General features: G+C 65.3%; 20 protein-coding genes. 15 read left to right on the top strand and 5 right to left on the bottom strand.

What is annotated here, in order from left to right; all coding sequences use genetic code 11:
* Positions 1-171 precede the first annotated feature (171 nt).
* Entirely contained in the window at positions 172-1,944 is a 1,773-nt protein-coding gene (locus JFY56_RS23090; RefSeq protein WP_208316613.1) for an acyl-CoA dehydrogenase C-terminal domain-containing protein, read from the bottom strand.
* A gap of 180 nt (positions 1,945-2,124) precedes the next feature.
* On the opposite strand from JFY56_RS23090, the gene JFY56_RS23085 reads away from it, so the two are divergent.
* From JFY56_RS23085 to JFY56_RS23035, 11 genes are all read left to right on the top strand, one after another.
* Positions 2,125-3,153, top strand: a complete 1,029-nt coding sequence (locus tag JFY56_RS23085; RefSeq protein ID WP_208316612.1) for an AraC family transcriptional regulator — start codon at positions 2,125-2,127, stop codon at positions 3,151-3,153.
* A 408-nt stretch (positions 3,154-3,561) separates the two neighbouring features.
* Positions 3,562-4,404 carry a transporter substrate-binding domain-containing protein gene (locus tag JFY56_RS23080; protein ID WP_208316611.1) on the top strand — a complete coding sequence of 281 codons (843 nt, stop codon included), beginning with the start codon at positions 3,562-3,564 and terminating at the stop codon, positions 4,402-4,404.
* A gap of 54 nt (positions 4,405-4,458) precedes the next feature.
* Positions 4,459-5,280: an amino acid ABC transporter ATP-binding protein gene (locus tag JFY56_RS23075; RefSeq protein WP_208316610.1), complete on the top strand. Its 822-nt coding sequence runs from the start codon at positions 4,459-4,461 to the stop codon at positions 5,278-5,280.
* Between the two features lie 11 nt (positions 5,281-5,291).
* The gene (locus JFY56_RS23070; RefSeq protein WP_208316609.1) at positions 5,292-5,963 is read left to right on the top strand and encodes an amino acid ABC transporter permease; all 672 of its coding nucleotides are present in this window, start codon (positions 5,292-5,294) and stop codon (positions 5,961-5,963) included.
* A 10-nt stretch (positions 5,964-5,973) separates the two neighbouring features.
* Positions 5,974-6,639: an amino acid ABC transporter permease gene (locus tag JFY56_RS23065; protein ID WP_208316608.1), complete on the top strand. Its 666-nt coding sequence runs from the start codon at positions 5,974-5,976 to the stop codon at positions 6,637-6,639.
* 30 nt (positions 6,640-6,669) lie between these two features.
* On the top strand, positions 6,670-7,548 hold the full coding sequence (gene dapA, locus JFY56_RS23060; RefSeq protein ID WP_208316607.1) for a 4-hydroxy-tetrahydrodipicolinate synthase: 879 nt from the start codon (positions 6,670-6,672) through the stop codon (positions 7,546-7,548).
* A 53-nt stretch (positions 7,549-7,601) separates the two neighbouring features.
* Positions 7,602-8,645 carry a 4-hydroxyproline epimerase gene (locus JFY56_RS23055; RefSeq protein ID WP_208316606.1) on the top strand — a complete coding sequence of 348 codons (1,044 nt, stop codon included), beginning with the start codon at positions 7,602-7,604 and terminating at the stop codon, positions 8,643-8,645.
* Complete coding sequence (locus JFY56_RS23050) at positions 8,642-9,922, top strand: NAD(P)/FAD-dependent oxidoreductase (RefSeq protein WP_208316605.1); 1,281 nt, start codon at positions 8,642-8,644, stop codon at positions 9,920-9,922. Before JFY56_RS23055 ends, JFY56_RS23050 begins: the two co-directional genes overlap by 4 nt.
* A complete protein-coding gene (locus JFY56_RS23045; protein ID WP_208316604.1) occupies positions 9,919-11,400 on the top strand; it encodes an aldehyde dehydrogenase family protein in 1,482 nt (493 codons plus the stop codon). The genes JFY56_RS23050 and JFY56_RS23045 overlap by 4 nt, the downstream gene beginning before the upstream one ends.
* 10 nt (positions 11,401-11,410) lie before the next feature.
* On the top strand, positions 11,411-12,439 hold the full coding sequence (locus JFY56_RS23040; protein ID WP_208316603.1) for a proline racemase family protein: 1,029 nt from the start codon (positions 11,411-11,413) through the stop codon (positions 12,437-12,439).
* A gap of 65 nt (positions 12,440-12,504) precedes the next feature.
* A complete protein-coding gene (locus JFY56_RS23035; RefSeq protein WP_236033041.1) occupies positions 12,505-13,209 on the top strand; it encodes a GntR family transcriptional regulator in 705 nt (234 codons plus the stop codon).
* Positions 13,210-13,515: 306 nt separating this feature from the next.
* On the opposite strand, the gene JFY56_RS23030 is transcribed toward JFY56_RS23035, so the two are convergent.
* From JFY56_RS23030 to JFY56_RS23015, 4 genes are all read right to left on the bottom strand, one after another.
* Entirely contained in the window at positions 13,516-14,445 is a 930-nt protein-coding gene (locus JFY56_RS23030; RefSeq protein WP_208316601.1) for an electron transfer flavoprotein subunit alpha/FixB family protein, read from the bottom strand.
* The gene (locus JFY56_RS23025; RefSeq protein ID WP_208316600.1) at positions 14,445-15,194 is read right to left on the bottom strand and encodes an electron transfer flavoprotein subunit beta/FixA family protein; all 750 of its coding nucleotides are present in this window, start codon (positions 15,192-15,194) and stop codon (positions 14,445-14,447) included. The genes JFY56_RS23030 and JFY56_RS23025 overlap by 1 nt, the downstream gene beginning before the upstream one ends.
* 251 nt (positions 15,195-15,445) lie before the next feature.
* Positions 15,446-16,057 carry an START domain-containing protein gene (locus JFY56_RS23020; RefSeq protein ID WP_208316599.1) on the bottom strand — a complete coding sequence of 204 codons (612 nt, stop codon included), beginning with the start codon at positions 16,055-16,057 and terminating at the stop codon, positions 15,446-15,448.
* Between the two features lie 131 nt (positions 16,058-16,188).
* Positions 16,189-16,443 carry a YkgJ family cysteine cluster protein gene (locus JFY56_RS23015; protein ID WP_208316598.1) on the bottom strand — a complete coding sequence of 85 codons (255 nt, stop codon included), beginning with the start codon at positions 16,441-16,443 and terminating at the stop codon, positions 16,189-16,191.
* A gap of 173 nt (positions 16,444-16,616) precedes the next feature.
* Between JFY56_RS23015 and JFY56_RS23010 the strand changes: the two genes are divergently transcribed.
* The 4 genes from JFY56_RS23010 to JFY56_RS22995 all read left to right on the top strand — a co-directional run bounded on the left by JFY56_RS23010 (position 16,617) and on the right by JFY56_RS22995 (position 21,540).
* Positions 16,617-16,958 carry a DMT family protein gene (locus tag JFY56_RS23010; protein WP_208316597.1) on the top strand — a complete coding sequence of 114 codons (342 nt, stop codon included), beginning with the start codon at positions 16,617-16,619 and terminating at the stop codon, positions 16,956-16,958.
* A gap of 181 nt (positions 16,959-17,139) precedes the next feature.
* Positions 17,140-17,670 carry an RNA polymerase sigma factor gene (locus tag JFY56_RS23005; protein WP_208316596.1) on the top strand — a complete coding sequence of 177 codons (531 nt, stop codon included), beginning with the start codon at positions 17,140-17,142 and terminating at the stop codon, positions 17,668-17,670.
* Positions 17,671-17,686: 16 nt separating this feature from the next.
* Entirely contained in the window at positions 17,687-18,625 is a 939-nt protein-coding gene (locus JFY56_RS23000; protein ID WP_208316595.1) for a FecR family protein, read from the top strand.
* Positions 18,626-19,110: 485 nt separating this feature from the next.
* The gene (locus JFY56_RS22995; RefSeq protein ID WP_208316594.1) at positions 19,111-21,540 is read left to right on the top strand and encodes a TonB-dependent receptor domain-containing protein; all 2,430 of its coding nucleotides are present in this window, start codon (positions 19,111-19,113) and stop codon (positions 21,538-21,540) included.
* The last annotated feature ends 33 nt before the right edge of the window (positions 21,541-21,573 follow it).

Here is a 21,573-nt window from a genome sequence, read left to right as displayed (position 1 = left end):
GGGTGGTGGACAAGCTTCGCGTTGTCCACCCTACGCCACGCGTGCGATTCGCGGGCATGGCCCGCTCCTACGACATGGCGCACACATGGGATGGATTGAGCTGGCGCCCAGCCCCAAAAGAAAAAGGCGCGGTCCGGGAAGCCCGGAGCCGCGCCCAAGGACACTCAACCGTCAGAACTGTTCGGCGGTCAGTTCGAAGAGGGATTCGCTACCGGCGCGGATGCTGGCTTCCAGGCCCAGGGTGCGCGGCAGCAGGCGGCGGAAGAAGAATTCGGCGGTGGCCAGCTTGGCGCTGTAGAAAGCCTCGTCCTCGCTGCGACGAGCTTCGGCAACTGCGGACATGCGCGCCCACATGTAGGCGTAGGCGACGTAGCCGAACAGGTGCAGGTACTCCACCGAGGCGGCGCCGATCTCGTTCGGGTTGGCCTTGGCCTGCTCCAGCAGCCAGCCGCTGGTCGCTTCCAGGCGTTCCAGCGCCACCACCAGGTCGCTGCCGTACGGCGTCTCGTGCTTGTGGGCGAAGTGGCGAACCTCGGCGCAGAACTCGCGCAGCGCGGCGCCGCCATCGGCCACCACCTTGCGGCCGAGCAGGTCGAGCGCCTGGATGCCGTTGGTGCCTTCGTAGATCTGCGCGATGCGCACGTCGCGCACCAGTTGTTCCTGGCCCCACTCGCGGATGTAGCCGTGGCCACCGAATACCTGCTGGCCATGCACGCAGCTTTCCAGGCCATTGTCGGTGAAGAACGCCTTGGCGATCGGAGTCAGCAGTGCGACCAGTGCCTCGGCGCGTTTGCGCTCGTCGGCGTCGTCGGCGAACTTCGCCAGGTCGAGCTGCTGGCCGACGTAGCAGGCGAAGGCGCGGCCGCCTTCGGTCAGACCCTTCATGGTCAGCAGCATGCGGCGCACGTCAGGGTGCACGATGATCGGGTCGGCAGCCTTGTCCTTCGCTACCGCGCCGGTCGGCGCGCGGCTCTGGATACGCTCGCGGGCATAGGCCACGGCGGACTGGTAGGACGCCTCGGCGCAACCGATGCCCTGGATGCCGATGGACAGGCGCTCGTAGTTCATCATGGTGAACATCGCCGCCAGGCCCTTGTTCGCCTCGCCCACCAGGTAACCGGTGGCGCCGTCGAAGTTCATCACGCAGGTGGCGGAAGCCTTGATGCCCATCTTGTGTTCGATGGAACCGCAGCTCACGGCATTGCGCTCGCCCAGCGAACCGTCGGTGTTGACCATGTGCTTGGGCACCAGGAACAGCGAGATACCTTTCGGACCGGCCGGCGCATCCGGCAGCTTGGCCAGAACGAGGTGCACGATGTTCTCGGTGAGATCCTGCTCGCCGCCGGTGATGAAGATCTTGGTGCCGCTGACCTTGTAGCTGCCATCCGCCTGCGGCTCGGCCTTGGTGCGGATGATGCCGAGGTCGGTGCCGGCGTGCGGCTCGGTCAGGCACATGGAGCCGGCCCAGCGGCCTTCGTACATCGGCGGCAGGTAGGTGTCGCGCAGCTCTTCGCTGGCGTGGGCATCGATCGCCAGGCAGGCGCCAGAGGTCAGCGCCGAGTACAGCGCGAAGCTGTTGTTGGCGGAATAGACCATTTCCTCGAACTGCACGGCGAGCATCTTCGGCATGCCCATGCCGCCGAACGCCGGGTTGCCGGCAAGGCCGACCCAGCCGCCGTCGATGTAGGTGGCATAGGCTTCCTTGAAGCCGGCCGGCGTGGTCACCACGCCATCGTTCCACTGCGCGCCCTCCTCGTCCCCACTGCGGTTCAGCGGCGCGAGAAGCTGGCCAGTCATTTTCGCCGCTTCTTCCAGGATGGCGTCGGCAGTGTCGCCGTCGACGGTTTCCGCCAGCTTCGGCAGACGGGCCCACAGCGCGGGTGCTTCGAATACTTCATGCAGGACGAAACGCATGTCACGCAGGGGGGCGTTATAGGCTGGCATTGCCGCTTCCTCGAATCTGTTCAAACCGAGTACAAGTCTAGGCACAAGAGCCCACGGCACCTATGCCCAAACTGCGCGCCGCTGCCCGCCAGTTTTTGCCACTGCCGGCGCAGCGATGACGCCGGATGCACTATCATCAGCCCCCTTCGGACCAGCACCCGGGAATTCGGACAGAGGACCATGCGCGAGCACGATTCGGTAGCGGCGTACTTCGTACAGGCGGCTTCGCACAACCTGCGCAACCAGCCTGCCCGGCTGCGGACGGTGCTCGACAAGGCCGGCATCGACCCCGCTTCGCTGGAAGATGCCGAAACCCGCCTGCCCGCCTCCGCCGTCACCCGCTTCTGGCTGGCGATGACCGAAGAGCTTGGCGACGAATTCTTCGGCTTCGACTCCCACGGACTGCCCTGCGGCGGCTTCGCCCTGATCTGCCGGGGGCTGATCCAGGAGCCCACGATCGGCAAGGCGCTGAAGCAGTTCCTCAAGGGGCTGGGATTGTTCCTCCACGATATTCGCGGCGAACTGGAAATCCGCGGCGGCCGCGCCGTGATCAGCCTGCGCACCTCCCTGCAGGACCCGGCCATTCGCACCATCGCCGAGGAAATCTTCCTCAGCATCGTCCTCGGCGTGCTCTGCTGGCTGGCCGGCCGGCGCATTCCGATAAACCACACGCGCTTCGGTCATCCGCGCCCGCAACACGGCGCCGATCCGCTGCTCTGGGGGCCGCTGCTGGAGTTCGACGCGCCCTGCACCGAAGTCACCTTCGACGCCAGCTACCTGCGCCTGCCGGTGGTGCAGGACCTGCCGGCGCTGAAGCACTTCCTGCGCACCTCGCCGCAATGGCTGGTGGTGCGCTTCCGCAACCACGACGGCCTGGCCGCCTGGGTCTACCGCCGCCTGCGCCATCACGACGATCCCGAGTGGCCGACGCAGAACTCCCTGGCGCAGGAATACGGCATGACCCCGACAGCCTTCCGCCGCCAGCTGGAGCGCGAGGGCTTCACCTTCCAGGAGCTCAAGCACGAGGCCCGTCGCGCCATCGCCTTCGAACACCTGCACGACGACAGCCTCTGCATCGGCGAAATCGCCGTGCGCGCCGGCTTCCAGGAATCCAGCGCCTTCCACCGGGCGTTCCGCCAGTGGACGGGGGAAAGTCCGGGGCAGTTTCGCCAGCGCCTGCATGCGGCGAGCCGGGGAATCGTGGGCTGATTCGCTGGCGTCCATCCTGCTGGCCCGCTCCCGGATCGATCAGATCCAATATTTCACATGCTCAGTTTTGCAAAATCGAATGCAAAGCCCGGGTTCTTTCCCTTCCGCTTCACCGTCATGCAGCGCTGGCGATATCCGCAAATAGCTACGCTCCATTCATAACCTATTAATTTACAAGAATTTTTAATTAACGATCTGCAGGCAATGCATAGCCTGTGCCCTACCCCCTCGCAGTTCGACTACCCGGTCATTCCACGAAGAAAAAGCGACAGCGCCCCCTGTTGACAGGTTTTGCTGCTCGCTCATATTCTGCATACATCGCTGCACACATCGAAGAGTGCATCACACCACACAGCGATAAGTTGTTTGCCCTTCTGCCTACAAAAACAAGTTAACGGAGAGGTCAAAATGGCTCTTGTATTCCCCCGCTCGATCCGCAAAGCCCTGGCTTGCATGGCCGCCACCGGCGCGCTGCTCACCCAGACTCCATCCCAGGCCGCCGCCGAACCATCGCTGTGGCAGAACATCCAGAAAGCCGGCGTATTGCGTTGCGGCGCGGCCGTCGCCGCTCCCTATGTGATGCGCGATGCCAGCAACGGGCAGTACAGCGGCTACTTCGTCGACCTGTGCCGCGACTTCGGCGAGAAGGTGCTGAAGGTCAAGGTGGAGTTCGTCGACACCAACTGGGACAACCTCGTCGCCGGCCTGCAGAGCGGCAAGTGGGACCTGGCCATGGCCCTCAACCAGACTCCGGAACGCGCGCTGGCGGTGTCCTTCTCGGCGCCGGCGACCGACTACCAGGTGTCGCTGGTGGTCAACAAGGAGAACCCCAAGTTCAGCGGCGCCGGCAACGCTGTCGCCGACTACGACAAGCCCGGGGTGACTTTCGCGGTGATGTCCGGCACGGCGCAGGACAAGGCGATTTCCGCGGTGGTCAGGCAAGGCACCATCATGCGCCTGCCCGGCATGGACGAAACCCGCCTGGCGCTGATGTCCCGCCGCGCCGACGTGCTGGTCGACGCCAGCGATACCAACCACCTTTACGCCATGGCCAACGACTGGGCCAGGGAAGTCCTGCCCAAGCCGGCGCTGGCCAAGCAGGGCGTGTCCTTCGGACTGCGCCGCGATGCTTCGGCAGCCGACCTGCAGGTGCTCAACATCTACGTGACCCAGCGCCGCGAGACCGGCGAGATCGACAGGCTGGTCGACAAGGCCTCCGCTGAAGTCAACGCCAAGACAGCCGCCAAGTAACCCCTGCCGATACCGGGGGCCGCGCACCGGCGGCCCTCGCGGAGAACCCCGCTCATGAATACCCCCCGTTTGGTGGCTGCCCAGCCACAGGCCCCGCTCGTCCCGAATCCGACCCCCGGCGGCGATTTCATCCAGCTTCGTGACGTGTGCAAGTCCTACGGCGAGCAACTGGTCGTGATGGACAACATGAACCTCGACATGCGCGCCGACGATCGCCTGGTGATCATCGGCCCGTCCGGCAGCGGCAAGAGTTCGCTGCTGCGGGTGATGATGGGGCTGGAGGGCATCCAGGGCGGCACCATCGGTTTCCAGGGCAAGCCGTACATCAATGGCGGCAAGCGCTGCGGCAAGCCGCTGGACGAGAGCCTGCGCACGCAGATCGGCATGGTCTTCCAGCACTACACCCTGTTCCCGCACCTGTCGGTGCTCGGCAACCTGATCCTCGCGCCAATGAAGGTGCACGGCATGTCCAGGGCCGAGGCCACTGAGAAGGCGCGTTCCTACCTCGCCCGCCTGGGACTGGAAAGCAAGCTGCACGCCTATCCCAGCCAGCTCTCCGGCGGCCAGAAGCAGCGCGTGGCCATCGCCCGGGCGCTGATGCTCGAACCCAAGCTGATGCTGTTCGATGAAGTCACCTCGGCACTGGACCCGGAAATGGTCATCGAGGTGCAGAACGTGATGCTGCAACTGGCCGAGCAGAAGATGGCGATGATCATCGTCACCCACGACATGCACTTCGCCCGGCACATCGCCACCCGCGTGGTGTTCTGCGCCAACGGCAAAGTCGTGGAGCAAGGCCCTCCCGAACAGATTTTCACCAAACCCAGGGAAGCCCGCACCCGCGAGTTCCTGGAAAAGGTCGTGCATCTGGACTGAGGGGCGCCGCCATGAACTATCAATTCGACTTCCACTTCCTCAGCGGCAGCCTGCCGGCCCTGCTCGGCGGCCTCAAGGTCACCCTGGAACTGGCGCTGGTCTCGAACCTGATCGGCCTGGTCTGCGGTTTCGCCCTGTGCCTGATGACGCTCAGCCGCTGGTTCTTCATCCGCTGGCCGGCACAGTTGTTCATCGAGTTCTTCCGCTGCACCCCGGCGCTGCTGCAGATCGTCTGGTTCTTCTACTGCGTGCCGATGCTCTTCAACGTGTTCATCGACCCCATCGCCATGGGCTTCCTGGCGCTGGGCCTGAACCTCACCGCGTTCAACGCCGAAGCCTACCGCGCCGGCGTGCAGGCGGTGCCGCGCGAGCATCTGGACGCCTCCATCGCCCTCGGCCTCAGGCAATGGCAGCGCACGCTCTACGTGGTGTTGCCGCAGGCGCTGCGCAGCGCAGTGCCGGTCCTGATGACCAACGGCATCGGCAGCCTGCAGCAGAGCGCGCTGGTGGCCATCGTCGCGGTTTCCGACCTGATGTACGTCGGCAAGAGCCTGGCCACCGAGGCCTACCGCCCCCTGGAAACCTACACCCTGATCGCCCTGATCTACTTCGCCATGTCGCTGCCCATCGGCCAGCTGGTGCAGTACATCGAACGGCGCCAGGACCTGGCCACCCAGCGCTGAGGAGACCGCCATGACTCTCGATTTCTCCATCGTCCTCTCGTACTGGCAGGTGCTGCTCAAGGGCCTGGCGCTGACCCTGGCGTTCACCGTTGGCTGCGCGCTTATCGGCAGCCTGTCCGGCTTCGTCCTCAGCCTGCTGCGCAGCGTGCGCAGTCGCCTGGTGAAGCTGCCGGTGATGCTGTTCGTCGAGTTCTTCCGCGGCACGCCGCTGCTGATCCAGCTGTTCTGGGTGTTCTTCTGCTTCCCGGTGGTGTTCGGCCTGGATATTCCGCCATACGTCTCGGTGCTGATCTCCCTGACGCTGTACATGGCGGCCATCACCAGCGAGACCTTCCGCGGCGCGCTGAAGTCCATCGCCAGCGAGCAGCACGACGCCTGCACCGCGCTGGGCCTGACCTCGCGGGTCAAGGTGCTCTACGTGATCTTCCCGCAGGCCCTGCTGCGCTCCGTTCCGCCGCTGCTGTCGAACGTCGTCAGCCTGTTCAAGGAGAGCGCGCTGATCTCCTCGGTCGGTGTCGCCGACCTGATGTTCGTCGGCCAGAACATTTCCAACAGCACCGCGCGGCCGGTCGAGTTCCTCTCCGCCGTCGCGGTCATCTACTTCCTCGTGGCTTTCCCGCTCACCCGCCTGGTCGGCGTGATCGAAGCCCGGATGCTCAGGCGTTACGCCTACTGACACCCCACCCGCCCAAATCGGAGATTCACCATGCAAATGAAAGGCATCCTGCCCGCCCTCGTCACGCCCTTCGACAAGTCCGGCGCGGTCGATCACGAAACCCTGGCCTCGATCATCGAGTACCAGCTCAAGGCCGGCGTCAGCGGTTTCGTACCGCTGGGCTCGACCGGCGAGTACTACGCCCTGACCAACGAGGAGCGCCGCCAGGTGCTGGCCACCGTCAAGGAAGTGGTCGGCGACCGCGGCACCCTGATCGCCGGCGCCAACGGTTCCTGCACCCGCGAAGTGCTTGAGCAGGTCAGGCAGACCGTCGAGGCCGGCTACACCAACCTGCTGATCGCCCCGCCCTACTATGCGCTGCCGTCGCAGGAAGAGCTGGCCGCGCACTACCAGACGATCCTCGACACCTTCCCCGAGATCAACGTGGTGCTCTACAACTACCCGGTGCGCACCAACGTCGAAGTCGGCTACAGCGTGCTCGACGCCCTCAAGGACCATCCGCGCGTGGTCGGCGTGAAGGAAAGCAGCGGCAACCTGCTGCGCGCCATCGAGATCGGCACCACCTACAAGGACAAGCTGCAACTGTCCTGCGGTTCCGACGACCAGGCGCTGGACTTCTTCATCTGGGGCGCAACCAGCTGGATCTGCGGCCCGGCCAACTGCTTCCCCGACCAGGTGGTGGATTTCTACCGCAAGTTCTCCTCCGGCAACCTGGCCGGCGCGCAGGAAGTGGTGAAGTCGCTGTTCCCGGTGATGGCCAGCATGGAAAGCGGTAAGTTCGTGCAGAAGGTGAAGTACGGCTGCGAACTGGCCGGCTTCAGCGCCGGTAACGCCCGCGCACCGTTGCTGCCGCTGACCGACGAGGAAAAGGCCGAATTCCGCAAGGTGTTCGAAGCTTCCCAGCGTTAATCGCATGAGCACCGCTGCCCCACGCGGCAGCGGTGCCAGCAAAGGACCGAACGATGACCCGGCACACATTCATCTGTATCGAAGGCCACACCGAAGGCATGCCCGTGCGCATGGTGGTGGACGGCGCTCCCGAACTGGACGGCGCCAGCATGAGCGAGAAGCGCCAGAGCTTCCTGGCCGAGCACGACTGGATTCGGCGCGCGCTGATGCTCGAACCGCGCGGCCACTCGCACATGTCCGGCACCCTGTTCTATCCGCCGGTCAGCGCCGAGGCGGATTTCAGCCTGCTGTTCATCGAGACCTCCGGCTGCCTGCCGATGTGCGGCCACGCCACCCTCGGCTCGATCACCTTCGCCCTGGAAGCGGGCCTGGTGCAGCCGAAGACCCCGGGACAGGTCGTGGTGGACGTTCCGGCGGGCCAGGTCAGCGCGCGCTACACGATGGAGTCCGGCAAGGTCGCCTCGGTGCACTTCACCAACGTCCCCAGCTTCCTGTTGTACCGGGACCTGTCGGTGCACCTGCCGGCGCTGGGCGAGCTGCGTTTCGACATCGCCTATGGCGGCAATTTCTACCCGATCATCGAGCCGCAGCCGAACTATCCTGGCTGCGAGCACTTCTCGCCCCAGCAACTGCTCGACTGGGGCCGCAGCATCCAGGAACTGGTGAACCGGCAATTCGACGTGGTGCACCCGGAGGACGCCTCCATCCGTGGCGTCAGGCACTGCATGTGGTCCGGCCAGCCGCTGGCCGCCAGTTCCGATGGGCGCAGCGTGGTCATCGCCGGCGACAGCCTGATCGACCGCTCGCCCTGCGGCACCGGCACATCGGCGCGGGTCGCCCAGCGCTTCGCCCGTGGCCTGCTGGCCCGCGATGGCGTGTTCCGCCACGAAAGCCTGATCGGCAGCCGCTTCGCCGGTCGCGTCGAGGAAGTCGTGGAACTGGCCGACGGCACCCCGGCGATACGGCCGAGCGTCGAGGGCCGCGCCTTCATCACCGGCCGCGCGGAATACTACGTGGACCGCACCCAGCCGTACTGGAACGGGTTCAGCCTGAACGAGTTCACCGGCAATCGCTCGCAGAAAGAGAGTGTGAAATGAACGACCCGCAAGCTTCTGCGCAAAACGCCGTCGTCATCGGCGGCGGCATCGTCGGCGTGTGCTGCGCGCTCTACCTGCAGCGCGAAGGCCACCGCGTGACCCTGGTCGACCCCGCCGCGCCCGGCGACAGCACGGCGAAATGGAGCTGCGGGCAGATGGCGGTCAGCGAGGTCATCCCGCTGTCCAAACCGGGCATTCTGATGAAGGTGCCCGGCTGGCTGCTCGACCAGAAGGGCCCGCTGGCGCTGCGGCCCAGCGCGCTGCCGGGCATCCTGCCGTGGTTCCTGCGCTTCGTCGCCTGCGCCCGGCACTCGAAGATCGTCGAGATCGCCCGGGACATGGCGCAACTGACCCACCATGTCTACCAGGACTATGCGCCGCTGCTGGATGCCTGCGAAGACAGGAACATGCTCGGCCAGCGGCCGATCATCGAGGTGTTCGACTCGCCCAGTGGCCTGGCCCACGAACGCCCGCATCTGGAACTGCGCAAGGAGCTGGGCTTCCAGTCCGAGGAACTGGATGCCGCTGCCATCGGCGATCTCGAACCGGCGCTGGCCGGCAAGTTCCGGCATGGCCTGCTGTTCCCCGACTGGCGCGCCGTGAGCGATACCGAGGGCTTCATCGCCGCGCTCACGGAAAGCTTCGTCGCCCAGGGCGGCATTCGCGTGCGTGATCAGGTCAAACGTATCGACGAAAACGCCGACCGCGCTACCGGCGTCACCCTGGCCAGTGGTTCACGCCATCCGGCCAGCCTGGTGGTGGTCGCGGCCGGCACCGGATCGCGGCAGTTCTTCGGGCAACTCGGCGTGGACATCCCGCTGGCCGGTATCGCCGGCTACCAGGCCGTGCTGCCGACTCCGGAAGTCGACATCCGCCACTCGGTGATCTACTCCGACGGCGGCTTCTGCTTCAGCCCCATGACCCGCGGCCTGCAGATCGGCGGCACCATCGAGTTCGCCGGGCCCGATGCCGAGCCCAACTTCAAGCGCGCGGAAATCATTCTGGAAAAGGCCCGGCGCGTCCTGCCGCAACTGCAGACCCGCAACGTCGAGTTCGGCGTCGGCTACCGGCCCTTCCTGCCGGACACCAAGCCGGTGATTGACCGCTCGCCGCGCCTGGACAACGTACTCATGGCCTTCGGTCACGGCCAACTCGGCCTGACCCTCGGAGCCACCACTGGCCGCCTGATCGGCGACCTCGCTGCCGGCCGCCAGCCGGCCCAGAACATCACCCCTTTCAGCGCCAAGCGCTTCGCCTTCATCGGAGGACTCGCATGAACACCTACGACCAGCTCTACATCGACGGCCAGTGGGTGTCCCCCGCAAAAGGCGGCACGTTCGAAACCATCGATCCCAGCGACGAAAGCGTGATCGCCCGCGTCGCCGCCGCCACCGCCGAGGACATCGACGCGGCGGTGAAGGCCGCCCGCCACGCCTTCGACGAAGGCTCCTGGCCGCGCCTTTCCGGCGCCGAGCGTGCGGCGGTGCTGCGCCGCATCGCCCAGGGCATCCGCGATCGCCAGGACGAACTGGCCCGACTGGAAGTGCGCGACAACGGCAAGCCGCTGCCCGAGGCGCTGTGGGACATCGGTGACACCGCCGGCTGCTTCGACTTCTACGCCGGTCTGGCGGAAAAGCTCGACGGCAATCAGGAACAGGAAATCGAACTGGCCGACGAGCGCTTCAACTCGGTGGCGCGCAAGGAGCCGGTGGGCGTGGCTGGGGCCATCATCCCGTGGAACTTCCCCATGCTGATGGCTTCCTGGAAAGTCGCTCCGGCGCTGGCCGCCGGCTGCACCGTGGTGCTGAAACCCTCCGAGCTAACGCCGCTGACCGCGCTCGAACTGGCCCGCATCGCTGACGAGGCCGGTCTGCCGGCCGGCGTGCTCAACGTGGTGCCCGGCCTCGGCCCGGATGCCGGCGCGCCGCTGGCGGAGCACCCGGGGATCGACAAGCTGGCCTTCACCGGCAGCGTACCCACCGGCAGCCGGATCATGCAGGCGGCCGCCCGCGACATCAAAAACATCAGCCTGGAGCTCGGCGGCAAGTCGCCCTTCGTGATCTTCGCCGACAGCGATATCGCGGCGGCGGTGGAGTGGATCCTGTTCGGCATCTTCTGGAACCAGGGCGAAGTCTGCTCGGCCACCTCGCGGGTGCTGGTGCAGCGCGAACTCTACGAGCCGCTGCTCAAGCGCCTGGCCGAGGAAGCGCAGAAGATCACCATCGGCAATGGCCTGGAGGAAGGCGTGCTGCTCGGCCCGCTGGTCAACAGGACCCAGTACGACAAGGTGCTGCAGGCCATCGCCCGTGGCCGCGAGGAAGGCGCGCAACTGGTCTGCGGCGGCGACCGTCCAGCCGGCCTGCACAAGGGCTTCTACCTGCAACCGACGGTATTCGCCGACGTCCCGGAGGACAGCTGGATCTGGAACGAGGAGATCTTCGGCCCGGTGGTCTGCGTGCGTCCGTTCGACAGCGAGGATGAAGCCGTGCGTGCGGCCAACGCCTCGCGCTTCGGCCTGGGTGCGGCGGTGATGTCGCGCGTTCTGGAGCGCTGCGAGCGTGTGGCGCGCAAATTCCGCGCCGGCATCGTCTGGATCAACTGCTCGCAACCGACCTTCACCGAGGCGCCCTGGGGCGGCTACAAGCAGAGCGGCATCGGCCGCGAGCTCGGCGAGTGGGGCCTGAACAATTACCTGGAAACCAAGCAGATCACTCGTTACGACAGCGACCAGCCCTGGGGCTGGTACATCAAGTGAGGTGCGACTGATGCGCTGGAAGAAAACACTGCAACTCGCCGACGTGCACTGCGAAGGCGAGATCGGCAAGGTCATCACCGGCGGCGTGCTGGGCATCCCCGGCGCGACCATGCTGGACAAGATGAACCATATCAACGAGGTCGACGACAGCCTGCGCCGCCTGGTGGTGATGGAGCCGCGCGGCTGCCTGCAGATGTCGGTCAACCTGCTGCTGCCGCCGACCCGCCCGGAGGCCGACGCCGGCTTCATCGTGCTGCAGGCGGACAAGGCCCACCCGATGTCCGGCAGCAACTGCATCTGCGTGGTCACCGCGCTGCTGGAGCTGGGCATGCTGCCGATGCAGGAGCCGGAAACCACCGTGGTGCTCGACACCCCCGCCGGCCTGGTCACCGCCCGCGCGCGCTGCGCCGACGGGCGCTGCCTGGGCGTCTCGCTGGACATGGTGCCGTCCTTCGTCGAGCAGCTGGACGTGGCCATCGACGGCGGCGAATTCGGCCCGCTCAAGGCCGATATCGCCTTCGGCGGCGTCTACTACGCGCTGGTCGATGTCGAGCAGGTCGGCCTGAGCATCGCGCCGGAGAACGCCCGCGAACTGGCCGATGCCGGCATGAAGCTCAAGGAACTGATCAACCGCCAGGTGCGCGTGCAGCATCCGCTGTACGAGCAGATCGACGAAGTGGCCTACGTGATGTTCCGCAACCGTCTGGACGAGCGCACCTACCAGACCTGCACCACCCTGCCGCCGGGCCGGGTCGACCGCTCGCCCTGCGGCACCGGCAGCTCGGCCAACCTCGCCACCCTGAGCGCACGCGGCCTGGTGCAGCCGGGAGACCGGCTGGTATCGCGCTCCACCATCGGCGGCGAGTTCAAGGTCGAGCTGCTGGGGCATACTGAAGTCGCCGGCCGTCCGGCGGTGCTGCCACGGGTGGAGGGTCGCGCCTGGCTGTACGGCATCCAGCAGATCGGTGTCGATCCGGACGATCCGCTGGCGGCGGGGTTCATGCTCAGCGATACCTGGGGCCCGGCGTTCCCGCGCTGAGCGCCACCGCGATAAAATGACGGGCTGGTCTGTATGACACAGCCCGCGCAAACCGAGACCTGATGATGGCCAAAGAGCAAGAAGTGGAAAGCAACGGGCGCCGCCATGGCGGACGCTACATCTATGAGCAGCTGCGCAAGCAGATCCTCACGCTGAAGCTCAAGCCCGGCGTGCAACTGGACGAAGTGTCGCTGGCCACCCAGTTCGGTCTGTCCCGTTCTCCGGTTCGCGACGCCCTGGCGCGGCTGGTCACCGAAGGCCTGGTGACCATCCTGCCGAACCGCACCACCCTGGTCACGCCGTTCGAGATCGAGGAATTCCCCAACTACGTCGCCGCCCTGGACCTGGTCCAGCGCGCCGTTACCCGCCTGGCCGCCATCCAGCACCGCGACGAGGACCTGTTGGCCATCCGCAAGGCCGACGCTGCCTACATGGATGCGGTGGCGAGTGGCGACTTCCAGGCCATGTCCGAGCTCAACAAGGCCTTCCACATGGCCGTCGCCGAGGCCGGGCGCAACCCCTACTTCATCAACTATTACGAACGCCTGCTGGGAGAGGGTCAGCGCCTGCTGCACCTGCACTTCGACCATATCGTCAGCTCGGCCAGCAGCATCAAGCTGGGCCGCGATCACGAGGAAATCATCGAAGCCATCGCCGCCCGTGACGCCGACGCCGCCGAGAAGGCCGCCCATGAGCACACCATGCTGTTCCAGCGCCGCTTCCTGGACTACATGCAGCAGAACCTGACGGCGAAGATGGCGGTGGTTTGAGATGCCCCCGTGGGTTGGCGCTGACGCAGGATGGGTTGAGCTTGCGATACCCATCATCCATGGCCCGCATGGGTATCGCTGCGCTCAACCCATCCTGCGAGATGATCTGGCGCCGGAACAAACTCCTGTAGGAGCGAGCTCTGCTCGCGAACACCGGCAACACAAAATCTTCGCGAGCATCGGACTGGGCGTCCCCCTCGCTCCTACAAAAAAGCACCATCGGCGTCGGGACAGTTGCTCCTACGAGAGCCGCCGGAAATGAAAAAACCCGCCGAGTGGCGGGTTTCTTCTTGAACGGGAGAAGCCTTAGATGGCTGCTTCCAGCTCCGGTACGACCTGGAACAGGTCGCCAACCAGGCCGTAATCGGCAACCTGGAAGATCGGAGCTTCTTCGTCCTTGTTGATCGCGACGATGACTTTCGAGTCCTTCATGCCGGCCAGGTGCTGGATGGCACCGGAGATGCCGACCGCGATGTACAGCTGCGGCGCGACGATCTTGCCGGTCTGGCCGACCTGCATGTCGTTCGGCACGAAGCCGGCGTCGACCGCGGCACGGGAAGCGCCGACGGCAGCGCCCAGCTTGTCGGCCAGGCTGTAGAGCAGCTTGAAGTTGTCGCCGTTCTGCATGCCACGGCCACCGGAGACCACGATCTTGGCGGCGGTCAGTTCCGGACGGTCGGACTTGGCCAGCTCTTCGCCGACGAAGGCGGATTTGCCAGCGTCGGAAACGGTGCCGACGGCTTCAACAGCGGCGGAACCGCCTTCGGCCTTGGCGGCGTCGAAACCGGTGCCACGCACGGTGATCACTTTCACGGCAGCCGAGGACTGCACGGTAGCGATGGCGTTGCCGGCATAGATCGGGCGCTTGAAGGTGTCGGCGCTGACCACTTCGACGATCTCGGAGATCTGGTCGACGTCCAGCAGGGCGGCTACGCGCGGCAGGTAGTTCTTGCCGTTGGTGGTAGCCGGGGCCAGCACGTGGCTGTAGCCCTTGGCCAGCTCGACGATCAGCGGCGCGACGTTTTCCGGCAGCTGGTTGGCGTAGGCGGCGTTGTCGGCGACCAGCACCTTGGCCACGCCTTCGATCTTGGCGGCAGCTTCAGCCACGCCAGCGACGTTCTGGCCAGCGACCAGCACGGCAATGTCGCCACCGATCTTGGCAGCGGCAGCGACGGTATTCAGGGTGGCACCGGCCAGAGCGCCATTGTTGTGATCAGCGATTACCAGGATAGCCATCAGATTACTTTCGCCTCGTTCTTCAGTTTCTCGACCAGTTCGGCAACGGACTTGACCATCACGCCGGCGCTGCGGGCGGCCGGGGCTTCGACCTTGACGGTCTTGACGGTGGACGCGGTGGAAACACCCAGGGCGTCCGGAGTAACCACGTCCAGCGGCTTCTTCTTGGCCTTCATGATGTTCGGCAGCGACGCGTAGCGCGGCTCGTTCAGGCGCAGGTCGGTGGTTACGATGGCCGGCAGGGCCAGCGCAACGGTCTGCAGACCGCCGTCGATCTCACGGGTGACATTGACTTTGTCGCCAGCGACTTCGACCTTGGAGGCGAAGGTGCCCTGGGCGTAGCCGCTCAGTGCAGCCAGCATCTGGCCGGTCTGGTTGTTGTCGCTGTCGATGGCCTGCTTGCCGAGGATGACCAGTTGCGGCTGCTCTTTGTCGACCACGGCTTTCAGCGCCTTGGCGATGGCCAGGGAGCTCAGGTCGTCATTGGATTCGACCAGGATGGCGCGGTCGGCACCCAGCGCCAGCGCGGTGCGCAGTTGCTCCTGGGCGGCGGTCGGGCCGACGGAAACGGCGACGATTTCAGTGGCTACGCCTTTCTCTTTCAGACGTACCGCTTCTTCCACGGCGATTTCGCAGAAGGGGTTCATCGACATCTTGACGTTGGCGAGGTCGACGCCGGAATTGTCCGCCTTGACGCGGACCTTGACGTTGTAATCGACCACGCGCTTTACAGCGACCAGGATTTTCATGAGGTACTCCGAAAAAAAACCGGACCTCACGGTCCGGAACCAAGGGGACAGAGCTTTCGCATTGTGATCAGATTCACAGCGAAACTGATGCAACGCTAAAGCATTCGCGGCTACAGCACACCACCCTAATGGAGTAGTACATGAGGGTAATTTGCAGAGCCGAATTCGATGGACTTGCTATTCATTCCCTCTTTTCCCCGACCGTCGGCGCTGGCGGGTAAAGGGGCAACAACCAACCGCAGGGCTGTCGCTCAGCGTTTCTCCGCCGTGGCGCGCAGCTCCTTGAGGGTATTCATTGGCGCATCGACCACGAAGCTGTTGGCCAGCCAGGACGGAATGCTGCCGCCCGGCTCGGTCTGCACCTGATAGGTCACTTCGGTCACGCCGGCGCCCTTCGGCACCAGTCGCCATTCGCCGTCGAGCTTCGGTACGCGGATCTGCCCGGGCACGGCGGGCACTGCCTTGGGATCGCCCTTCAGGTGGCGGATCATGCCGCCGTCGGCGGTTTTCTCGACAGTCACGTGGATCACCACATCCCGTCCGGTCACCGGCCAGGGCATTTCGATCTTCGAGTAGGTCCAGCTGTCGCCGGCGCCTTCCTGCTTCACCAGACGCATTTCCCCGCAGGCGTGAATCCACTTGCAGGAACCTGCCACGTCATCCTGCAGGGCACCGATGGTCTGCACGTCGGCCTTGATGTCGACGACACCGCGATAGGCCTTGTACTTGGAGCCGGGGACGCTGCTCAGGTAGACCTTGATGCCATCCTCGTCCTTGGCCAGTTGCCAGTCTTCCGCCATTGCGGTTCCGGCAAACCCGAGGACGGCAGCGGTCAACAGGGTCATTCGCAAAACGCCACGCATGTAGGGATTCCTCTCGTTATGGTTTTCAGATCCTGAGCGTGAGGCCCGATCTTTGCTCATTCCGTGACCATGATCGGCTTTCCGGTCAGAGCGACGCAAGTATGGCCTCACTGAAGAGGAGTTCCAAGCGTTCAGGCCGCGGTTATGCGCTCCCATTCGGCAAGAATGTGCAGGGCGGCTTCGCGGCTGTCGCCACAGGATTCGGCATCGGCGTCGAACGCGGAACAAACGGCCGGGCGCTCGGGGTGGCCGAATATCCGGCAGAGGTTGTCCTCGTCCAGCTGGACGCAGCGCACACCCGCAGGCTTGCCCTGCGGCATGCCCGGGATCGGGGAGGAGATGGAGGGTGCGATACAGCACGCGCCGCAACCGGCTCGGCAGTGCATGTCAGTGGTGCTCTCGGGAATCGTGATTCGGACGTCTGGCCGTGCGCTGTGCACGGTGCGGGGCGAGGATATCGCCGCCGGGGCACGCCGCCAAGCGCCGGGCGACAGGCGCCCTTGGCGAACCTCCTGGCAACGATTAGGCTGCGCAGCTTTTCATCCCCGGAGCCCCGCCCATGCCGATAACCATGCAGACAGCCGGCCTGCTGGTGCTGTCCAACCTGTTCATGACCTTCGCCTGGTATGGCCACCTGAAGACGCTGAACAGCAAGCCCTGGATTATCGCCGCGCTGGTCAGCTGGGGCATCGCCCTGTTCGAGTACCTGCTGCAGGTGCCGGCCAACCGCATCGGCTTTACCGTGCTGAACGTCGGCCAGCTGAAGATCATGCAGGAGGTCATCACCCTGGCGGTCTTCGTGCCGTTCAGCGTGTATTACCTGCAGCAGCCGCTGAAGCTCGACTATCTGTGGGCGGGACTGTGCATGATCGGCGCGGTGTATTTCATCTTCCGCGCGTGAAGGTAGGTTGGTGCTGAACGCAGTGAAGCCCAACGCCTGCCGTGGAAATGTTGGGCTTCGCTCAGCACCAACCTACGTAGGTGGGCGAGCCTCATTAGCCAATGAGTGCAATTGAGATCAATTCTACTTATCGATAAGCTAGCGCCCGGATTTTCCCGCAGGTCTGGACCTCATTCGGGCGATGTCGCAGCAATTCCCCTCCCTACTGGCCGTGTTCATCGCCGAGCGCCGCAACCTCGTCCGCTACCTGACGGGGCGCATCGGCTGCCGGGCCACCGCCGACGATGTCCTGCAGGAAGCCTGGCTCAAGTTGCACCGGCTGCAATCCGGCGAGCCGGTCGACAACCCGTTGGCCTACCTGCGGCGGATGACGGCGAACCTGGCCATCGACGACGCCCGTGCAAACGCCCGCCGCCTGCTGGACCCGATGGAGATCGAGATGCTGCTGGAGGTGCCCGACGAAGCACCCAACGCAGAGCAGGTCGCCTCCGATCAGCAACAACTGCAGCGCCTGGTGGAGATACTCGACGAGCTGCCGCAACGCCGCCGCGAACTGTTCGTCGCCGCGCGGCTCGAAGGGCTGCCGCACAAGGCCCTGGCCCAGCGCTTCGGCGTCAGCCTGCGGACAGTCGAACTGGAGGTTCGGCGCGCCCTGGACTACTGCGCCCTCCGCTTGCAGCAACTGAGCGGCGAGACCGGGCAGGAACGCTGAGATACAGTATTCGCCCATGACATCCCACACTGATCCAGCCCCGAACGAGCTGACCCGGCAAGCCAATGCCTGGGTGGTACTCCTCACCTCCGGCCAGGCCACGGTCGAGGACGCCCGCGCCCTGCGCGAGTGGTGCGACCTCAGCCCGGAACACGCCCGGGCCTACCAGGAGGCCGCCCGACTGTGGAAGCAACTGGGCCGTCTTCCCATGGAAACCGCCGTGCGTGCCCCCCGCCGTCGCTATCTGCGCTCCGGGCTGGCCGCCTGCGCCGTGCTGTTCCTCGGCCTCGGCTGGCTGCAACTGGATCAGGACATCGGCGGCCGCCTCGTGGCCTCGGACTACCGCACGGGCACGGCCGAACGGCGCGAGGTAGTCCTCGAAGACGGCAGCCGGGTCGAACTGGATGCCCGCACCCGCCTGGACGTCGACTACAGCACCGAGCGCCGACACATCGTGCTGAAAGGCGGTGCCGCGGTGTTCCATGTGCAGCACGACACTTCCCGCCCCTTCGTGGTCGAGGCCGACGATGGCAGCGTCACCGCCCTTGGGACCGTATTCGAGGTGCGCCACCAGGCTTCCTCGGTGCGAGTCGTCTGCAGCGAGGGCGTGGTCGCCGTGCGTCAGCCCAACCAGCAGCCGCATCGCCTGGAAGCTGGCCAGCAGATGCGCTATGGCGAGGCCGACAGCAGCGCGCCCCAGCCGGTCGACAGCGCCGAAGCCCTGGCCTGGCGCAAGGACCTGCTGGTCTTCAAGCAGCGTCCGCTGTCGGAACTGGTGGAGGAACTGAACCGCTACCGCCGTGGCCGCATCATCCTCGCCAGCGACGCCGCCGCCCGGCGACCGGTCAGCGGCGTCTTCCATCTGCAACGCACCGACGAGGCGCTGGAGCATATCCGCAGCAGCCTCGGGCTGACGGCGACCTACCTTCCCGGCAACTGGGTCGTGTTGCGCTAGAAAAACCAATGCGCTTCGCATCTGCAGGAGCGCCCCATGGGCGCGAATCGCGGGCATGGCCCGCTCCTACGGAATCATCGGCGTTGCGATTCCCTCACCCCATCCCTCTCCCGGAGGGAGAGGGGGCACAACTGCGTCAGGCGATATGCCGTGCCAGCCGGCCACTCAGGACAGTCCCCTCGCCCTTGAGGGAGAGGGTTAGGGTGAGGGGGTAGCCTCGCGACAATACGAAGACAGTTGCTCCTACGGCGGGATCGCGCACTTTGTAGGAGCCAGCTTGCTGGCGATCAATGATATTTACCGACAGCGTCGGTGTTGGGCGTAACGACGGATCGCCAGCAAGCTGGCTCCTACAAAAACGTCCTCCGATCGTACAGCGCCAAATAATTTTTCGCTTCGCATTGCGGGTCGGCCTTTCGGGAAGCGTCTATCGAACAGGAATGCTTTTCATCTGCACCTTTTCGATGACCATCCGGGGAGAACACATGCCGAATCCACTGCCACTGAGGAGCCGTCTGGCGGCCTCGATCCTGCTCGCCTGCTCGACGATGCTGGTCGACACCACGATCGCCCAGGCCGCGGAAGCCAGCACCGAACGCAATGACCTGGTCCACTACAACATCCCGGCCCAGGAACTGGACGACGCGCTGACCGCATACGGCATCGCCAGTGGCGTACAGGTCCTGTACGACGCGGAGCTGAGCCAGGGCCGGCGCTCGCAGGCGGTCAGCGGCCGGATGGATCGGCAGCAGGCCCTGCGCACCCTGCTCGAAGGCACCGGCCTGAGTTCCCGCTTCACCGGCGAACGCACCGTCACCCTGGAGACGAACCCGACAGCGAGCGATGACGATCTCGCGCTGACGCCCATGGTCGTGCGTGGCGAGAAGATCGAGCGGGACCTGCAGCAGACCACTTCCAGCGTGGCCGTGGTCGACGACAAGCGGATCGAACAGGCCCACCTGCAGAGCCTGCCCGACACCTTTCGCATGATGGCCAACGTCAGCGACGCTGCCTCCGTCGACTCCGGCTACATCATCCGCGGTATCAACTCCGAGGGTATCGGCGGGCCGCAGGGCCGTCCGCTGGCCACCCTCTACGTCGATGGCGTGGCGCAAACCCTGCAGGGCGCCCGGCGCGGCGCGCTCGGGATGTGGGACGTGGAGCAGGTGGAAGTACTACGCGGCCCGCAGTCGACGGTCAGCGGGCGCAACGCCCTGGCCGGTTCGATCCGCATCGACACCAAGGACCCGACCTACTTCTGGGAAGGCGCCGCCCGCGGCACCACCGGCGAACTGGACACCCGCGGCTATGCCACGATGGTCTCGGGCCCGCTGGTGGAGGACAAGCTGGCCTTCCGCCTGGCGGCAGAACGCAGCCATGCCGACGGCGGCATCGACTATCCATACTTCGAAAATGCGCCACGCGGCGACGAGCGCGCCGAGGACGATTACTGGCAGGTGCGCGGCAAGTTGCTGTTCGAACCGTACGGTGCCGGCGATACCCGCATCCTGCTCAGCCACTCGAAGAGCTACGACTCGCCCGCGGGCAACACTGTCGACGGCCCCTCTGCGGGAGTGGACTACTTCGATCGCGTCTGGGGCAACGTGCCTTCGCCGCAACTCTCGCCGACGCTGACCGAGGAGCGCAGCAGCACCAGCTACAACACCGCGCTGGAAATCGTCCAGCCGCTGAGCGAAGGCCTGACCCTGACCTCGCTCACCACCCACGTGAAGACCGAGACCAGCCGCCCTTCGGTCGACCTGGTCTGGCAGGGTGAATTCGACGAGGAGCAGACCGCCCAGGAACTGCGCCTGAACTGGGATAACCCGCAGTACGCAGCGGTGGCGGGGCTTTACATCAATACCGGCGAGGACAAGGGTCATGCCGAGCGGGTAATTCCCGGAGAGTTCGTCGGATTCCCCGGGCTGACCCTGGAGACCCAGGATCGCAACAAGACCAAGGTGGACAACTACGCCTTGTTCGGCGAGATGAACTGGCACCTGGACGAGCGCTGGACCCTGATCGGCGGCCTTCGCTATGACTACGAGAAGCAGGATTTCAAGAGCGCGGGCGCCCAGCAGTTGCTGTTCGGCGATTTCCCGGTCTTCGACAGCGACACCGCCAGCGATGGCGACACCAGCTACGACGCATGGCTGCCCAAGCTCGGTGTGCAGTACCAGATCGACGCCAGCCAGAATGTCGGCTTCACCGTGCAGCGCGCCTACCGCGCCGGCGGCACCGCGACCAACACCGTGACGCAGGAAGTCTACGACTTCGACCCCGAGTACGCCTGGAACTACGAGCTGTCCTATCGCTCGCTGTGGTTCGAGGACCGCCTGCGCCTGAACGCCAACCTGTTCTACCTGGACTGGGACGACCAGCAGATCAACCTGCTGCAGGACCCGGGCAACGTCCAGAGCGATGTGGTGGTCAACGCCGGCAAGTCGCACGTCACCGGCTTCGAGATCGAAGTCGGCATGCAGCCGCTGGAAGGGCTGGATACCTTCGCCTCGCTGGGCATGGCCAAGACCGAGTTCGACGAGTTCAACTTCGTGCAGGCAGGCCAGACCCTGGACCTGGCAGGCGAGCCCTTCCCCGGGGCCCCCGAGTGGACTGCGGCGCTCGGCGCGGACTACCGGCATTCCAGCGGCTGGTTCGTCGGTGGCGACCTCAAGTACACCGGCACCACCACCTCGACCACTGTGCTGACAGGCGAGGAAGAGGACCGCATGCCGGTCTACACCGTCCTCAACCTGCGCACCGGCTATGCCGCCGAGCAGTGGCGCCTGACGCTGTGGGCCGACAACGCCACCGACGAAGAGTATTTCCTCTTCCGCAACAAGGATTCCGCCGTCCAGACGGCCGTGGTCGGTCGCGAGCGGGTGGTCGGTGCGACGCTCGACCTGAACTTCTGATCCTGACGAGAGGAAGCCCGGCATTCGCCGGGT

Source organism: Pseudomonas schmalbachii, from assembly GCF_017589465.1.
Classification (GTDB): domain Bacteria; phylum Pseudomonadota; class Gammaproteobacteria; order Pseudomonadales; family Pseudomonadaceae; genus Pseudomonas; species Pseudomonas schmalbachii.
This window is presented reverse-complemented; position numbering and strand designations above follow the sequence as displayed.

Excerpts from the sequence above, each read along its gene's own strand:
- JFY56_RS23090 (WP_208316613.1), bottom strand. The coding sequence starts at position 1,944 with ATGCCAGCCTATAACGCCCCCCTGCGTGACATGCGTTTCGTCCTGCAT.
- JFY56_RS23085 (WP_208316612.1), top strand. The coding sequence starts at position 2,125 with ATGCGCGAGCACGATTCGGTAGCGGCGTACTTCGTACAGGCGGCTTCG.
- JFY56_RS23080 (WP_208316611.1), top strand. The coding sequence starts at position 3,562 with ATGGCTCTTGTATTCCCCCGCTCGATCCGCAAAGCCCTGGCTTGCATG.
- JFY56_RS23075 (WP_208316610.1), top strand. The coding sequence starts at position 4,459 with ATGAATACCCCCCGTTTGGTGGCTGCCCAGCCACAGGCCCCGCTCGTC.
- JFY56_RS23070 (WP_208316609.1), top strand. The coding sequence starts at position 5,292 with ATGAACTATCAATTCGACTTCCACTTCCTCAGCGGCAGCCTGCCGGCC.
- JFY56_RS23065 (WP_208316608.1), top strand. The coding sequence starts at position 5,974 with ATGACTCTCGATTTCTCCATCGTCCTCTCGTACTGGCAGGTGCTGCTC.
- dapA (WP_208316607.1), top strand. The coding sequence starts at position 6,670 with ATGCAAATGAAAGGCATCCTGCCCGCCCTCGTCACGCCCTTCGACAAG.
- JFY56_RS23055 (WP_208316606.1), top strand. The coding sequence starts at position 7,602 with ATGACCCGGCACACATTCATCTGTATCGAAGGCCACACCGAAGGCATG.
- JFY56_RS23050 (WP_208316605.1), top strand. The coding sequence starts at position 8,642 with ATGAACGACCCGCAAGCTTCTGCGCAAAACGCCGTCGTCATCGGCGGC.
- JFY56_RS23045 (WP_208316604.1), top strand. The coding sequence starts at position 9,919 with ATGAACACCTACGACCAGCTCTACATCGACGGCCAGTGGGTGTCCCCC.
- JFY56_RS23040 (WP_208316603.1), top strand. The coding sequence starts at position 11,411 with ATGCGCTGGAAGAAAACACTGCAACTCGCCGACGTGCACTGCGAAGGC.
- JFY56_RS23035 (WP_236033041.1), top strand. The coding sequence starts at position 12,505 with ATGGCCAAAGAGCAAGAAGTGGAAAGCAACGGGCGCCGCCATGGCGGA.
- JFY56_RS23030 (WP_208316601.1), bottom strand. The coding sequence starts at position 14,445 with ATGGCTATCCTGGTAATCGCTGATCACAACAATGGCGCTCTGGCCGGT.
- JFY56_RS23025 (WP_208316600.1), bottom strand. The coding sequence starts at position 15,194 with ATGAAAATCCTGGTCGCTGTAAAGCGCGTGGTCGATTACAACGTCAAG.
- JFY56_RS23020 (WP_208316599.1), bottom strand. The coding sequence starts at position 16,057 with ATGCGTGGCGTTTTGCGAATGACCCTGTTGACCGCTGCCGTCCTCGGG.
- JFY56_RS23015 (WP_208316598.1), bottom strand. The coding sequence starts at position 16,443 with ATGCACTGCCGAGCCGGTTGCGGCGCGTGCTGTATCGCACCCTCCATC.
- JFY56_RS23010 (WP_208316597.1), top strand. The coding sequence starts at position 16,617 with ATGCCGATAACCATGCAGACAGCCGGCCTGCTGGTGCTGTCCAACCTG.
- JFY56_RS23005 (WP_208316596.1), top strand. The coding sequence starts at position 17,140 with ATGTCGCAGCAATTCCCCTCCCTACTGGCCGTGTTCATCGCCGAGCGC.
- JFY56_RS23000 (WP_208316595.1), top strand. The coding sequence starts at position 17,687 with ATGACATCCCACACTGATCCAGCCCCGAACGAGCTGACCCGGCAAGCC.
- JFY56_RS22995 (WP_208316594.1), top strand. The coding sequence starts at position 19,111 with ATGCCGAATCCACTGCCACTGAGGAGCCGTCTGGCGGCCTCGATCCTG.